This window comes from Roseicyclus sediminis, assembly GCF_025515305.1.
Lineage (GTDB): Bacteria > Pseudomonadota > Alphaproteobacteria > Rhodobacterales > Rhodobacteraceae > Roseibacterium > Roseibacterium sediminis.
Genome location: NZ_JAOPHT010000005.1, coordinates 58,807 through 72,650 on the forward strand (window position 1 = coordinate 58,807; position 13,844 = coordinate 72,650).

The 13,844-nt window shown below is 64.0% G+C and carries 14 protein-coding genes and 1 pseudogene; 2 read left to right on the forward strand and 13 right to left on the reverse strand.

From position 1 onward, the window contains the following. Position 1: 1 nt before the first annotated feature. From N8I71_RS09045 to N8I71_RS09060, 4 genes are all read right to left on the reverse strand, one after another. Positions 2-1,081 (reverse strand): AI-2E family transporter, encoded by a 1,080-nt coding sequence (locus N8I71_RS09045; RefSeq protein WP_262877645.1) that lies wholly within the window; start codon positions 1,079-1,081, stop codon positions 2-4. Between the two features lie 261 nt (positions 1,082-1,342). Further along, entirely contained in the window at positions 1,343-1,789 is a 447-nt protein-coding gene (locus N8I71_RS09050; RefSeq protein ID WP_262877646.1) for a hypothetical protein, read from the reverse strand. Between the two features lie 70 nt (positions 1,790-1,859). Beyond that, positions 1,860-3,044, reverse strand: coding sequence for a cation:proton antiporter (locus N8I71_RS09055; protein ID WP_262877647.1), 1,185 nt, complete (start codon positions 3,042-3,044; stop codon positions 1,860-1,862). A 273-nt stretch (positions 3,045-3,317) separates the two neighbouring features. Beyond that, positions 3,318-4,772, reverse strand: coding sequence for an ATP-binding protein (locus tag N8I71_RS09060; RefSeq protein ID WP_262877648.1), 1,455 nt, complete (start codon positions 4,770-4,772; stop codon positions 3,318-3,320). Positions 4,773-5,044: 272 nt separating this feature from the next. On the opposite strand from N8I71_RS09060, the gene N8I71_RS09065 reads away from it, so the two are divergent. Continuing rightward, positions 5,045-5,314 (forward strand): hypothetical protein, encoded by a 270-nt coding sequence (locus tag N8I71_RS09065; protein WP_262877649.1) that lies wholly within the window; start codon positions 5,045-5,047, stop codon positions 5,312-5,314. A 56-nt stretch (positions 5,315-5,370) separates the two neighbouring features. On the opposite strand, the gene N8I71_RS09070 is transcribed toward N8I71_RS09065, so the two are convergent. The 9 genes and pseudogenes from N8I71_RS09070 to N8I71_RS09105 form a co-directional block, all read right to left on the reverse strand. Beyond that, positions 5,371-5,697 (reverse strand): potassium channel family protein, encoded by a 327-nt coding sequence (locus N8I71_RS09070; protein WP_262877650.1) that lies wholly within the window; start codon positions 5,695-5,697, stop codon positions 5,371-5,373. Between the two features lie 129 nt (positions 5,698-5,826). Continuing rightward, positions 5,827-6,897 carry an alpha/beta hydrolase gene (locus tag N8I71_RS09075; protein ID WP_262877651.1) on the reverse strand — a complete coding sequence of 357 codons (1,071 nt, stop codon included), beginning with the start codon at positions 6,895-6,897 and terminating at the stop codon, positions 5,827-5,829. A 75-nt stretch (positions 6,898-6,972) separates the two neighbouring features. After that, positions 6,973-7,494 (reverse strand): HdeD family acid-resistance protein, encoded by a 522-nt coding sequence (locus N8I71_RS09080; protein WP_262877652.1) that lies wholly within the window; start codon positions 7,492-7,494, stop codon positions 6,973-6,975. A 36-nt stretch (positions 7,495-7,530) separates the two neighbouring features. Beyond that, a complete protein-coding gene (locus N8I71_RS09085) occupies positions 7,531-7,938 on the reverse strand; it encodes a phage holin family protein (protein ID WP_262877653.1) in 408 nt (135 codons plus the stop codon). Between the two features lie 203 nt (positions 7,939-8,141). Beyond that, positions 8,142-8,747 carry an OmpA family protein gene (locus N8I71_RS09090; protein WP_262877655.1) on the reverse strand — a complete coding sequence of 202 codons (606 nt, stop codon included), beginning with the start codon at positions 8,745-8,747 and terminating at the stop codon, positions 8,142-8,144. A 235-nt stretch (positions 8,748-8,982) separates the two neighbouring features. Next, positions 8,983-9,141 (reverse strand): annotated as a pseudogene (locus N8I71_RS20610) (hypothetical protein); the annotation flags it as partial. 649 nt (positions 9,142-9,790) lie between these two features. Further along, positions 9,791-10,039 carry a hypothetical protein gene (locus tag N8I71_RS09095; protein ID WP_262877656.1) on the reverse strand — a complete coding sequence of 83 codons (249 nt, stop codon included), beginning with the start codon at positions 10,037-10,039 and terminating at the stop codon, positions 9,791-9,793. An 81-nt stretch (positions 10,040-10,120) separates the two neighbouring features. Further along, positions 10,121-11,935, reverse strand: a complete 1,815-nt coding sequence (locus tag N8I71_RS09100) for a Na/Pi cotransporter family protein (RefSeq protein ID WP_262877657.1) — start codon at positions 11,933-11,935, stop codon at positions 10,121-10,123. A 133-nt stretch (positions 11,936-12,068) separates the two neighbouring features. Beyond that, a complete protein-coding gene (locus N8I71_RS09105) occupies positions 12,069-12,263 on the reverse strand; it encodes a hypothetical protein (RefSeq protein WP_262877777.1) in 195 nt (64 codons plus the stop codon). Between N8I71_RS09105 and N8I71_RS09110 the strand changes: the two genes are divergently transcribed. Beyond that, complete coding sequence (locus tag N8I71_RS09110; RefSeq protein ID WP_454824044.1) at positions 12,169-13,734, forward strand: inorganic phosphate transporter; 1,566 nt, start codon at positions 12,169-12,171, stop codon at positions 13,732-13,734. The genes N8I71_RS09105 and N8I71_RS09110 overlap by 95 nt on opposite strands. Positions 13,735-13,844: the final 110 nt, after the last annotated feature.

Sequence of the window (13,844 nt, forward strand, 5' to 3'; positions counted from 1 at the left end):
CTCAGCCCACATCCCTAGGACTCGGATCAGGCGGGGCCTTTTCGCCGCGTTCGGACAGCAGGACGGCGATGAAGTGCGTCGACTCGAAATTCGATGTCACGATGATGAGGATGGAGGTCATGGGGATCGCGAGGATCGCGCCCGGAATGCCCCAGAGCGCGCCCCAGACCGACAGGGCGACCAGCACGACGAAGGGGCTCATGTTGAGCTGCCGCCCGATCCAGCGCGGTTCCAGCACGTTGCCGACCCAGGTCTGCGCCGCCACCAGCATCGCCAGAAGGATCAGCGTCGTCTGCAACGACGCGAACTGCCCCAGCGACAGGATCACGGGGAACGCGACCCCGAGGTAGGAGCCGACATAGGGGATGTAGTTCAGAAGCGCGATGGTGATGGCCCAGAACAGGGCGAAATCGACATCGAGCAGCCAAAGAATCGCGAAGGAAATCAGACCAAGGATGAGGTTTATCAGCGTCTTGACGGCGAGGTACTGGCTGATCTGCTCGTTGATGTCGGTGATCACGCGCAGGGTCTTCGAGGCACTTTCGGTATCGGTCAGGGCCGCCGAGATCTTGGCCGGGAATGCCCCGCGCTCGGCAATCAGGAAGCCGGCGTAGATGACGACCAGGAACACCGTGATCCCCACCGACGTGAACCCGCCGAGCGCGGCCAGCAGGAGCTGCTGCATGTCGATCTGGTCGAGGGTGACGGCGCGGATCTCCTCCCAAAGCGTCTGGCTCTCGAGGTCGAACCGCTGTGCCACCGCCTGGACCATGGTTTCAATGTTCTGCTGGTAGGCCGGCAGCGCCGCGCCGATGTCCCGCACGGTTCCCGCAACGACCACGGCGAACGCGAGGAGCGCGACCGCGAAGGCCAGCAGAACCAGTGCGCGAAGCAGGATCGGTGGCGCTCGGTTCAGCACCGGCAGACGTGCCAACATGTCGGAGGCGGACATCATGACATAGACCGAGATCACGGCCGTCACGATCGGCAGGATGATCTGGCGTCCCGCCACCAGCAGCCAGCCGACGGCGATGACCAGGACCACCGCAAGTACGAGGTTCAGGAACGGTGCATTCTTCAAGGCGTCATCCAACTCTCGGCTCGTACCTGCCCCGAGGCTGAAAGCAAAACCTCGGTGGGTCAACTCCCGGGGCGCACAGGCCCGGCCGCGGGCTTACAAGTGTATCCGGTTGCCACAAAGCCAATCGGTTCACGACTGTCGCAAGAGGCCGGACAGTGCCTGCTGCACGCGTTCCGGGCGGGCGTGCCGGGTTGCAGACCAGCGCCGACCATGTCGCCCGGCGCGCGCTGGGTTCGGCCCGCTCCTCTGTGCGCGCCGCGATCAGCTGTCCGGTTCGGCCCCGTCCCGCCGCAGGCCGGTCAGGAGGTCGGCCACCGTAGCGCCGAGCCCGTCGAAGGCCGACGTGACCGCCCGATCGATCAGCGCCTCGGGGTCCACTCCAAGCGCCGTGACGGCGGCCGTCAGCCGGGCCAGTTCGGCCTCCACTCCCGCGATCCTCTGATCGAGCGCGGCGCGCTCCGTTACGCCATCGGCTCGAAGCCCGGCCAGTTCCGCCCGGGTCGCAGCGATCTCCGCGGTCAGGGTGACGATCTCGGCCCGCAGAGGCAGCACCGTTTCGGCCGCCGAATTGATCTGCCCGGCGACACGCTCCGCCGAGGACAGAGCGCCCCAGGCAAGCCAGAGGCAGATCGCGGCGAGGAGGAGGGTGGCATTCAGAAGCGCGAGGAGGAGGCTCTTGACGCTTCGCCCAAGGCTGCGGTCCGCCATCTGCAACTCCCTTCCTTCTCGATCGTCTCCGAGGATCGCATGGCAACCTCGCTGCAACAAGCGACCGCTGTCAGCCTGACCTGGTCCCGCCGGTCTTCAGGGCAAGCGCGGCCAAGCCTGGAAACACGATCACCGTCACGACACCTGCCACCACCAGCGAGGCGCCGCACCAGCCCGGCATCGCCCCCTGCTCCACCGCGATGGCGGCGATGGCGACCACCAGGGGCAGCTGCGTCGCCGAATGGAAGGCCAGAGCGATCCGCTGCCGGATCCCGAGAACGCCCCGGAACAGGATAAGCACCGGTACGCCCCGCGCGATGAGCATCATCAGGACAAAAACCGGAACGAGCGCGATCGCGGTCTGCGAACCTGCCAGCGCCGCGATGTCGAGTTCGGTGCCTGAGGTCACAAAGAAGATCGGGATCAGGAACCCGTAGCCGACCGCCGACAGGCGCTGCATCAGGTCGTCATGCAGATCTTCGGGCAGAAGCGTGCGCAACACCGCGCCGGCGACGAACGCCCCCAAGACGAGGTCGAGCCCGAGGCTCTGACCGAACAGCGCGAAGCTGATGGTGAGAAAGACCGCGAAGCGGATCGGGAACTGCCCGGAACTGCTCATCGTCTCATGGAACAGGGGCGGCAACGGCAGTTGGCGGATGCGCCCCGCAAGGGCAATCGCCAAAAGGCCGGTCGCCGCGAAGAGGACCAGCACGACGCTCTGCGTTCCGAACCCCGCGACACCCGCAAGGGCCAGCGACAACGCAACCAGCGGCAACGCCTCACCCACCGCCCCCGACGCGAGGACGAAGGGACCGTAGGGCGGCGCAAGCAACCCGGCGTCCTTCAGGATCGGCATCAACGCCCCGATCGCGGTTGTCGCGATGGCGATGGCGACGAACCCGCCGCCGCTGAACAGGCCCAGCGCCTGACCGCCGAAACCCAGGACAAGACCGATCGCAAGCGACAGGACCCAGCCGCGCAGGGCAAGCTGGGTCGGCGCGCCGCGCACCTGGCCGGGATTGATCTCGAGCCCCGCGATCAGGAACAGGATGGCCAGCCCCAGTTCCGACAGGACGTCGAGTATCTCGTTGTGATGGACGAGGCCCATGCCTTGCGGCCCGATCGCCACGCCAAAGAGGATTTCAAGGACGACCGCGGGCAAGATGGCCAGACGCAGCACCGCCGGGATGAGGGCGGCGAGCGCTATGGCAAAGGAAACGGCGACAGCACCAATGGCAAACTCTGCCGCGTCCATGTGCTCGGCTCTCCGTATTGGTCGTCACGGTAAGCTTGCCCTTTGGCGCTGCAGTGTGGAAGCCGTTTTCTTCCGGCGGGAAAAGCGCCGGCGTCAATCCCGGGCCTGGCCCGCCCCTCCCGCCAGAGACCCATATCGGTTCGCCTGGTACGGAGAGGGCGCGGCCGCGGCAGATGAAGCGGCCGACCAGACCGGCCTGGATTCGCCCGGTAGCCAACGGGGGCGCCGCCATTCCTTCGGGACGCGATACCGCGCGGCACCGCGCCGGGTCAGTCAGCTTCCGCCATGCTCCGCCCATCTGGCGGGAATATCGCTGCCACCCTCCACGGAATAGCGCGTTCCGGTACGGAACAGCATGGGATCCGCCGCGATACGGCCCGCCGCAAGACCTTCGCCGAGACCGAAGGTCGAGGCCTGGCGGATCAGCGTGGAAGGTACATGTGAGAAGACCGTCGCAAGGTGGTCGATATCGCTTGTGGAATTCATCCGCATCAGGAGGAGGTTCTCGCACTGGGACAGCACGTTGACATGGATCTTCTGCGGACGCTGGGTCACGAGCAGGAGGTAGAGGCCGAACTTGCGCCCCTCTCCGGCGATCGCCGCCAGTTCCTCGGCGGCCATCGCCTGGAAACGGTCGGCCGGGGTCTGGGGACAGACATTGTGGGCTTCGTCGATCACGAGAAGCGTGGGCTGCCGGTCGTGGCGCGCTTGCCAGAAATGCGCGACGGCGCTTGCGGCCATCATCGACCGTTCTCCGGCCGAGGGAAGGCTTCCAAGGTCGAGGACGAGCGCGCGCCAGTCCTTTGGCACGAGATCGATCATCGCGGGTTCTCCCGTGGGGGCCCAGATACCCAGATCCTCCACATCGAGGTTCTCGATGCGAATGGCGAGGTCGCGCGCGCCCTCGTCGAACATCGCGATCGCCCGCTGACGGACATCGCCGAGCGTGTATTCCGTGCTGCCAATCTCGCGGATGATCCGCCGGAAGACGTTGTATTGGCGGGCGTCCCGGATCGGATCGAGATCCAGGACGAGAGCCTGCTGCGCGAGGGGAAGCCGGCCGAAACGCGAGCGCAGAGGCTTTTGCCCGGGGCGCGTTCCATGAACCGAAAGCCCGTTCACCGCCGCGCCGTAACGGCCTGAAAGCTCGGCATGGGCGGTCGGGTCCATGCCCAGCCTGCCGGCATCGGCGAGCTCGCCCAGACGGACGTAGTCGGAGTTCGGGTCGAGCACGGCGATCCGGAGGTTCGTTTCCAGCAGAAGCCGTTCGAGGATGACCCCGAGGGAGTATGTCTTGCCGGACCCGGATTGACCGCAGACCAGCGTGTGCCGGCCGAAACCGGCCGCCTGAAGCGTGGCCGGCGCCCCCCCGGAAACGCGGCGCATCTTGCCGATCTCGAGGCCCGCTTTCTTGCCGCGCAGTTTTCCGAAATGGGAAAGGACGAGCTTGGGGTCGGCCGGAACAAGCCGCGCGGCGCCGAACGGGGCCGGCTTTTCGTCGATGATCTCGGTCCCGTCGGTCACAGCCCGGATCTCGCCCCGACCGGCGATCCGCATGGTTCCGGCCCTCGCGTCGAGCATGTCGATGTCGAGGATCTGGCCCAGGAACGACGCTTCGCCATCCCGGTCGAGGTTCACATATCCCCCCACTTCCAAAGCGGGATCGATGCTGGACGTGAAATGAAAAAGGTGGCCGTCAATCGAATAGGCCGTGTTTTCTTCAATCATGAAACCCACGATGTCCTTTCATTCGCCGTCCCGCCTGATCGGAATATCATTTGCGAAGGCCGTTTCAAACAGGATCGAACTCTTTGTCCGACTGGCCCGCACATGGCGATCCGCAATTCCGGGCGATAGACAAGGGGGGCACGGCTGACGTAGATTTTGGAGGAATGGCGGGCTCCCGCGAACGCAGTCTCGCGTCCATTTCGAAACCGGGAGGTTTACAAAACACGATGCGGCGCTTTGCATTTGCGATTGCGGTTCTGCCTGGTGTGGCGATGGCCGACACCCTGGCCCTTACGGATGTGCTGGACGCGCGGCATTGGATTACCGAGGAAGCACGCTGTTCCGATGTCATTCCGCTCTTCACCACGCCTGCGGAGGCGGCAGCCGACGTGCCGGCAGACCTTTCGCTGCGCCTTCTCTTCGCATCGACCCTGATCGAGGGGGCAGCAATGGCGCGCGGCGTGACCTACGGCACCCTCGCGTTGGAGTGGGGCGCGTTTTGCGCCGAGAACCCGGAAAGCGGTTGGCTGGACTTCCTGTGACCTGGCCGCCGGTGGCGGGTGGACGGCGCCCCCGACCTTGGCAGCCCGCGGATGCCTCACGGATCACGGTCGCGATCCTGCTCGCGCCTGCGCATCAGGGCCTCGGCCACGGCACTGGCCGCCGCGACGAAGACGCCCAGCCCCACGAGGATGTAGAACATCGCGAAAAGCTTGCCCACGACGGTCTGCGGCACCAGTTCGCCGTAACCGACGGTCGAAATCGTGACCACCGAGAAGAAGGCGGCATCGAGCAGGGTCCAGTCCTCGAGCAGCCAGAATGTCACGGTCGCCAACGCGATCATTGAAAACGCGAAAAGCAGGAGGCCGCGCACCCGCTCGTCGCGCCAGACGTCGCGCAACCCGTAGAAGATGGTTCGGATCAAGTGCACGGTCCGTTCCTTACCCGGCTCCGGGAAGCGGCACCCGATTGCGCAATGGTGCCGGTCATCACCCTGCGCGGGGTCGCTGCCCCATACTCACGTCGCCAAAGCCCGTCGCCCGAGTTTCCCGTCTCAGTCCGGCCGTTGCAAGCGCCACAGGTTGGGTCCGACCCGTAGCATGTTCTGGCGCTCTGCGGCTGGCAAGCCCTGGTTCAGCAGCTGGTCCATGTCCGCGCCGACCTCGGCGTTGTAGACGTGATAGAGATGCCCCGTCGGGCTGCGGACCTGGAGATCGCTCAGGTCGATCACCTCGACTCCGTCCAGTTGCGAGACATCGTTGCCGGCCTGCCCGAGGCGGGGATAGCCATGCACCTTCTCCGATAGCGCGAGGGGACGGTCGGCGTCGGCGACGTAGATGGTGATGCTTCGCACGATCGGACGGATACGCGGCAAAAGACGTGCGAACACGTCGAAATCCATGTCCGGCGCCAGGAGGACGACATCGCCCAGTCTCACGTCGGGCCGCTGCGCCGCGACATCATGGATCGCCAGCACCATGCCCCGGGCCCCGAGGCTATGCCCCGCGAGGTTCACCCGACCTGGTCCAAACCGGTCCTCCATGGCACTGATGGTCTCGGCGAGGTCCAGCACGCTCCAATACAGATCGGCCTCGTCGTGGGTGTAGTTCAGCAGGCTTCCGTCCGACGGCCAGCTGAACCACATGAACCGCCCCTCCAGCCCGGCATTCTCCTGCAGCACTGCGGCCCTGCGGCAACCCTTTTCGAAATCGATGTAGAACCCGTGGGTATAGAGAAGCGGAGCAGCGTCGCCGCTGCTTTCGGCGAGCGCCGTGAGCAGGTCGTCGAGTGGAACGGGACGCACATCCGCCACGCGCAGGATTTCTTCGGGAACCCGGAAGGGCACCGCCTCCGCGACCGGCGTCAGGATGTCCAGGCGCCGTTCCGAGACCTCGCAATACCCGGCATCGAAGGCGCCACGCTCGTCGCCGTAGAAGCGGCGCGGATCCGCGTCACCGGTCCGGTCGCGGTTCGTCAGGTAGGGCACATTGTGGGGTGCCGAGCCTTCGGCGGCGGTGCCGTCCTCCTGCTGCGCCACGGCGCCGGGGGCTGTCTGCAACAGCAAGGCGGCCGTGATCGCCAGCGCTACACGCGTCACGCGCGGCATCGAACGTCGGAACGACATGGCTTCTTCCACACCCCTACCGGAACGCCTTGCACCAGGATGGCCCCACCAAAAAAGCGGCCGGCATCGACGCTTTCACGCGTTTTCCGGATTACGGCGGTCCAGCGCGACAAAAACCATCGAGATGCCGTTCGAGATCAACTCGATGGCAAGGAAGATCCCCAGGACCACGGCGCTGGACCATGGAAAATTGGAGAAAATCATCACCGACAGCGCGATGGAAATCAGGCCCGCGATGATCAGGAAGCCACGCGCACCCGCCGCGACGGATGTGAAGGCGATGGCGAGCCGGAAGATGCCCATCACCATCATCAGCGTCGCCACGATCACCGTCAGACGCAGAACCCCCTCCAGCGGGTGCGCGATGAGGTTGAAGCCGAACACCGTCAGCACCAACCCAAGCATCACCGCCCAGATGCGCGCGCCCCACCCCTGGTCCTGGAAGGCCGAGACGAGGGTGAGGATGCCGATTGCCGTGAACATGTAGCCGGCAAGCAATTCCGCCGTCAGCGTCGCGGCAAAGGGATTGGCGAAGGCCGTGATCCCGGCAATGATGGACAGGACGCCGACGATCAGCCAAAGAAACCAGTACTTCATGTCATCTTCCTTTCGAGTGTCCCGTCAGCGGGGCCGTCAAGCTGAACCGCGGCCCCTGTTTTCACTGGCCTTTTCGGCGAGTTGCTTGAAGACGTAGATCGGCAACAGGATCGACGCGATCAGGCTGCCCAGCCAGACCAGCAGGGTCGCGGCCAGCCAGTTCGAGATGCCGCCGATCTCCATCCCCGCCATGATCATGTCGGTTACGAACAGGCCGACGAATATGGTCACCAGCGCGATACCCCCCATCAACTGCGGGAAGTTCTTGAACGAGAGCTTGGTGATCAGCGGGCCCAGCACGGTCTGGACAAGGGAAAAGACGCCGACCGCGATCACGAACGCGAGGGGGTCGATCACAAAGCCCGGCAGGAGCAGCACGGCCACGAGAAGCCCGACCGCGTTGGCGGCGAGGTAAGCGACGGTCGAAATCAGAAATCGGATCAAGACTGAGTCTCCGGTTTGGGGGTTAGCAGGATCCGGCCGTGCGCGGGCCGGAGACAGGAGCGGGGCAACGCGAATGGCCTATGCCAAATTGCGTCATGTGTGACGACGCCTTTCGCCTGAGCCGCCCCCCATCGCAAAGGCCACGAGGAGCTTCACAGGAAACGGTCTCAAACATCAGGCTTGGGTTCTCCATCAGGCGCACCTCAGGCGTTGGGCCGGATGAAGATCTCGACACGGCGGTTCTGCTGCCGGCCTTCCGGCGTATCGTTGCCGGCAACCGGCTGCGTCTCGCCGCGACCTATCGACCGAACGCGTGCGCCCGCGACACCCTGCCGGACCAGGACGCCGGCAACGGCCTCGGCGCGACGCTCTGACAGGCCCTGGTTGTATGTCGCCGACCCGGTGTCGTCCGTGTGGCCCAAGACCTCAACCGTGCTGTCGGGATATGCGATGAGATTGCGTGCCACCGCCGCGAGGTCACCCTCGACCGCCGGGCGTATGGCGGCACTATCGACATCGAACAGCAGTCCGCCCGGCAGGGTCACGATCAGGAATTCACCGGTGTTCGTGACAATGATCCCGTCGTTTTCGAGGGACGACCTGAGATCCTCTGCCTGGGCGTCCAGCATCGAGCCGATCATGCCGCCAGCCATGGCCCCGGCAGCGGCCCCGAGGGCGGCATTGCGCCCGCGATCCTCGTCATCCGCGGTAGCGCCCAGGAATCCGCCGAACAGACCGCCGATGATGGCACCGTCTCTCTGGCGCTCACCCGTTCCGGCGCATCCCGTCAGAACGAGCAATGAAGCCATCCCGAATGCAAGCAGGCTTGAGCGTGATGTCATTTCGATACCCCCTTCTGTGAGGACGGCCCTGCGGCCATGGAATTAAATGAACCGGGGCCTCCACTCACGCACCGGGGCAGCTTGATTTGGGTCAGCCCCGGCGGGAAATCGATCTTCCGTTTCGCGAAGCGGCGGAGCGAACGTGTTGGCGAATGGTCTGTCGACCTGAGGCGCAGGGCATCCGCCCAGCGGCACGTTGCCGTCAATCTGCCAAATCGATCTTGCTTCCATGCGATGCCCTTTTCGGTCGGACGGACTGGCCGTTCGCCTTGCTGGCAGATCTGATACTCTGTGCCGGCGCCTTCTGGGTCAAGAACTCCTCTTCTGTAAGTATCCCCGCCCGTTTCAATGCTGCAAGCTTTTCAAGCCCGGTCGCCGGTCAGGTACCGACCAGAACGCGGAAATGATCGCGCGGCGCGTCCACGGCTTTCCTGGCCGTATCGATCTCGTTCCGATCAATGCGATCTCCCCGCGGGATTATACAGGCGAGAGCGACAAGGTACCGATTCAGAATGATAAAAACCGAAATGCCTCGGGCAAAGCGCCATTATCGCGGCTGCGAAAGACATCTGCCAATACCGCGATGACCGCCCGGATCCACGCGACCGAAAAGAACAACCGGAACTATGTCGAAGCAGCCGACGGTTTCTCCCATGTTCCCCCTCTCCCGTGCCGATACAGGCATGGGTGCGCCGGCAATCGGCGCGGTCTCCCGATTCCGCGAACGTCACTCCGCCGAATTCGAGCCTGCCACTTCACGCAAGAGACGAATGTTCCGCGCTTCGCAATTCCACCCGATCGGAGACATGGGGATAAGCTGAATACGATGGGTTGGCTGGAGGAGGCCTGCCCCGCCCTCCCGGCAGAAATCGCCCGGCACTGCGATCAGATCACCCAGGGGGCAGGCCCGCATGCTGTAAGTGACCCAGCCGGCCGCATCTGCCAGATCCATCCGGACAGGTATCAGACCCGCCGAACACGACCGTTCTGAACATGCGCCTGCCGGACGACTAGGCCAGCTTTTCCAGCAACCACTCCGCCCGCGCGATATGGGTGCGCGCGATTGCAAGCTTTCCCTCAAGTCGTGCCTTCTTGTCGGCAGAAGGTGCGGCCGCGATTTCGGCCTCCAACTCGGCTGCCTTGACGCGGAGCTTCTGCAAGACCTTCTCCACGTGGGCCGGTTTGATCTTGCTCGCCTTTCCGCTTTCGAGACGCGCGTTGTAGTCTTCGACTTTCTCGGCCAGCTTTTTCAAACCCATCTACGCTTCTCCCATCGCGCTCCAGGCGCAACCCTGACCGCGTTTCGTGACGGTTCCGTGACGGTGGTGTCCGGCGGGCCATCACTGCGGTTCTGTGGTGTGTTCGGTGACCGCCTCGCTGAGTTCGTCATCGTCGAGCGACAGCAGCTGTTCCACCTCCGCCATCGCGCTGTCCCGTTCGATATAATAGCTGCGCGCCGCCTCGATCAGATCCCGCATGGCCCCATAGGCATAACCGGAATCGTTCATGAACGACGTGGCGGCGTTGGCGTTCAGCGCGCGTTTTCGGATGAGGGCATCGACCCGCTGCAATGTCATGCGGGCATCCTCCTCGATCTGGGCGCGTTCCTGATCGAGCCACAGCGCGCTGCGGTTTTCGGGTTCGCTCAGGCCGAGCTTTCTGATCTCGACGGTGATCCGTGCGATCTCGGTACGGAGGCCGTCATAAAGCTCGGTCGTGGCACCCTGGCTGCGCACCGTGTAGCGCAGAATGTTCTTGCGCAGGTGTTTCACGGACTTCACCGCCTTGACGATATCGCTGGCCACGTCGCGCAGCGCGTAGACCCGTTCGGCGATGTCGGGATCGACCCGTTTGTCGCTGACCCGTGTCGTGAACTCCACTATGCCGGCATAGAGCGTCTTCACCCGGCGTTCGTAGCTTTCATCGAGATCGAGCTCGAACGGCGTCCGGCTGCGGCGCACCAGGTCGGCCACGTTGTCGGTCGCGAAGACCTCGTCCCGATGCAGGTTGAGGCCATGCAGGATCAACTCGACCGCGTTCTCGTAGAGGTGCAGCACCTCCTTGCGGAGCGCGATTTCGATGGTCTGAGGGAATTCGTCCACCGCCTCGTTGAGGTAGCGCGGGCGGCTCACGTCCGGCACCGGTTCGACGATGCGGTGCACGAGAAACGCAATGAGCCGGTTCAGGACGGGCAGCATCAGCGCGACGCCCAGCACGTTGAAGATCGTGTGGAACACGGCGAGCTTCATCGCGAAGTCGTCCGGGGCGATGCCGACCAGATCGCTGATCCAGTCCACAACGTCGCGCAAGGGCGCGATGAACACCAGCGCCACAAGCGCCGTCACGGTGTTGAAGATCAGGTGCGCCAGCGCCAGCCGCTTGCCCTGGAAATTCGCGCCCAGGGCGCCCAGGATCGCGGTGATCGTCGTTCCGATATTCGCCCCGATCGCCAGGGCCAGTGCGTTCTCGTAGCTGATCTGCCCGGCCGACAGGGCGGTGAGGATCAGCACCATCGTGGCGTGGCTCGACTGCAGGATGACGGTCGCCGTTGTGCCGACCAGCGAATAGACGAACAGCCCAAGAAATCCCGTCAGCGCGAAACGCGTCAGGTCGATCTGGTCCTTGAAGGCGTCGAAGCCTTCTTTCATGTAATGGATGCCAAGGAATAGAAAACCCAGCCCGGCAAGCGCGTAACCGATGCCCCGCAGCGGCCTGGATTTCTGGAACACCAGGACGATGCTGAGGGCGATCATGGGCATGGCGTAGGCCGCGATGTCGATCTTGAGCCCAAGCCCCGCAACCAGCCACGCGCCCGTTGTCGTCCCGATGTTCGCGCCGAAGATGATCCCGACGCCCCCGACAAGCGAAATCAGGCCGGCGCTCAGGAACGAGATGGTGATGACCGAGACGAGAGAACTGGATTGCAAGAGCGTGGTCGAGACGATCCCGAATGAGATCGCCCGGGCCGTCGAACTGGTGGCGCGTTCGAGAACCCGCTCCAATGCGCCTCCGCCGAAGAGCTTGAACCCGTCTTCGAGCATCAACATCCCGAAGAGAAAGATCGCAACGCCCGCAGCGATCTCCTGCGCATCGGGACTGACCCAGAACGTCAGCAGAAGCGCTCCGATGATGATGGGAAGGTAATAGCGCGTCACGACGACGGGCCAGCCCGGACCATCACGGGGCGGACAGGCCCGGACGTGGCCCGAGCGTCCTTTTTCGATGCGACCAGATCGATCTTTCGTGCCACCGGGAGTCGTTCCTTGGGGGGTGTTGCAATTCAAGGACCTAGAGACGGAGAAATGTGCCGTCCATGACATGGCTCATATTGGCGTTCGGCAGGTCTGTGATGATCCGGTCTCGATCGCGGACGGTGGGGGGCCATGCCATGATGAGAACAGAAAGAATCGAGAGCGCAACGCAGCGAAACCGGGAAGAACTGTTCAGGTTCGGAACGGCGTTGCTTTTCATCGTCGGGATCATGCTGTTCACCATCGTCAGGACCGACGGGGGCACAGACGGCATTCTCCTGGTCGCCGCCGCGATGATCGGCGGCTACATGGCGATGAATATCGGCGCCAACGATGTGGCGAACAACGTCGGGCCCGCCGTGGGCTCGCACGCAATCACCCTGACCGGGGCCATCCTGATCGCCGCCTTCTTCGAAGCAGGGGGCGCGCTTATCGCGGGCGGGGATGTCGTGGGCACGATCAAGAGCGGGATTATCGATCCCGACCTCGTGGCGGACCGGAACACCTTTATCTGGATCATGATCGCGGCACTCCTGGCGGCGGCCGTTTGGCTCAATTTCGCAACCGCCATCGGCGCGCCGGTCTCCACCACGCATTCGATCGTCGGCGGCGTTCTTGGCGGGGGGATCGCGGCCGCGGGCTGGAATATCGCGGATTGGTCCGTGGTGGGTCAGATCGCGGCAAGCTGGGTGATTTCCCCCTTGATGGGCGGACTGATCGCGGCGGGCTTTCTCTTTCTCATCAAACGCTCGATCACCTACAAACAGGACGTTCTGACGGCCGCCAACCGCATGGTGCCGGTTCTGGTGGCGGTCATGGCCTGGGCGTTTTCGACCTATCTGATGCTGAAGGGCGTCAAGAAGATCATCGCCGTTTCCTTCCCTGCGGCGCTCTTGATCGGGGGGGTCGTGGCCGTTCTCGTGTACGTGGTCATGCGGCCCCATATCGCCCGGATGACGTCGAAGCTGGAAAACACCAAGGCCAGCGTCAACGAACTCTTCACCTTGCCGCTGATCTTCGCCGCGGCCCTTCTAAGCTTTGCGCATGGCGCCAACGATGTCGCCAATGCGGTCGGACCTTTGGCCGGGATCAACGAAGCCATCACCGAGGGCGGAATTTCCACCACGGCCGAGATTCCCATCTGGGTCATGGCGGTCGGTGCGATCGGAATCGCGTTGGGACTTGCGCTTTATGGCCCGAAACTGATCCGGACCGTCGGCAGCGAGATCACCGAACTCGACAAGACGCGCGCCTTCTGCATCGCCATGGCGGCCGCAATCACCGTCATCATCGCGTCTCAACTGGGGCTTCCGGTCAGTTCGACCCATATCGCGGTCGGTGGCGTATTCGGCGTCGGCTTTCTGCGCGAATACATCAAGTCGAGCTACGCGCGCATGCTCGACGAGATCCGCGACCATCATGCGGACAGCGACCCGGAAGAGATCGAAGAGTTCCTGGCCGAGTTCGAAGCGGCGGATGTCGCCACCAAGGGCGACATGCTCCGTGAGATCAAGGCGCAGGCGGCCGCCGAGCGGTTGCTCGGAAAACAGGAACGGCGAGGCCTGGGACGCGTTCACCGGATCGAACTCGTCAAACGAAACCTGCTGCTGCGCATCGCTGCGGCCTGGATCATCACGGTCCCCGTCGCAGCGGTCCTGTCAGCGATGTTCTTCTTCATGATCCGGGGCATGATGCTGCCCTGAGACCACTCTGGAGCCTGGTCGGTTCAGGCCTCAGGTGGTGAGGTCAAGCGCAGCGCGGGACCTCGGGCTCTGGCATTCAGTTCAAAGCGTGATCGGCCTCGGCCACGGCA

What these genes read in the sequence shown, in the direction of transcription:
- N8I71_RS09050 (WP_262877646.1), bottom strand. Translation starts at nt 1,789, where the DNA reads ATGGCGGACCGCAGCCTTGGGCGAAGCGTCAAGAGCCTCCTCCTCGCG.
- N8I71_RS09055 (WP_262877647.1), bottom strand. Translation starts at nt 3,044, where the DNA reads ATGGACGCGGCAGAGTTTGCCATTGGTGCTGTCGCCGTTTCCTTTGCC.
- N8I71_RS09060 (WP_262877648.1), bottom strand. Translation starts at nt 4,772, where the DNA reads ATGATTGAAGAAAACACGGCCTATTCGATTGACGGCCACCTTTTTCAT.
- N8I71_RS09065 (WP_262877649.1), top strand. Translation starts at nt 5,045, where the DNA reads ATGGCCGACACCCTGGCCCTTACGGATGTGCTGGACGCGCGGCATTGG.
- N8I71_RS09075 (WP_262877651.1), bottom strand. Translation starts at nt 6,897, where the DNA reads ATGTCGTTCCGACGTTCGATGCCGCGCGTGACGCGTGTAGCGCTGGCG.
- N8I71_RS09080 (WP_262877652.1), bottom strand. Translation starts at nt 7,494, where the DNA reads ATGAAGTACTGGTTTCTTTGGCTGATCGTCGGCGTCCTGTCCATCATT.
- N8I71_RS09090 (WP_262877655.1), bottom strand. Translation starts at nt 8,747, where the DNA reads ATGGCTTCATTGCTCGTTCTGACGGGATGCGCCGGAACGGGTGAGCGC.
- N8I71_RS09095 (WP_262877656.1), bottom strand. Translation starts at nt 10,039, where the DNA reads ATGGGTTTGAAAAAGCTGGCCGAGAAAGTCGAAGACTACAACGCGCGT.
- N8I71_RS09110 (WP_454824044.1), top strand. Translation starts at nt 12,169, where the DNA reads ATGATGAGAACAGAAAGAATCGAGAGCGCAACGCAGCGAAACCGGGAA.
- N8I71_RS09105 (WP_262877777.1), bottom strand. Translation starts at nt 12,263, where the DNA reads ATGATCCCGACGATGAAAAGCAACGCCGTTCCGAACCTGAACAGTTCT.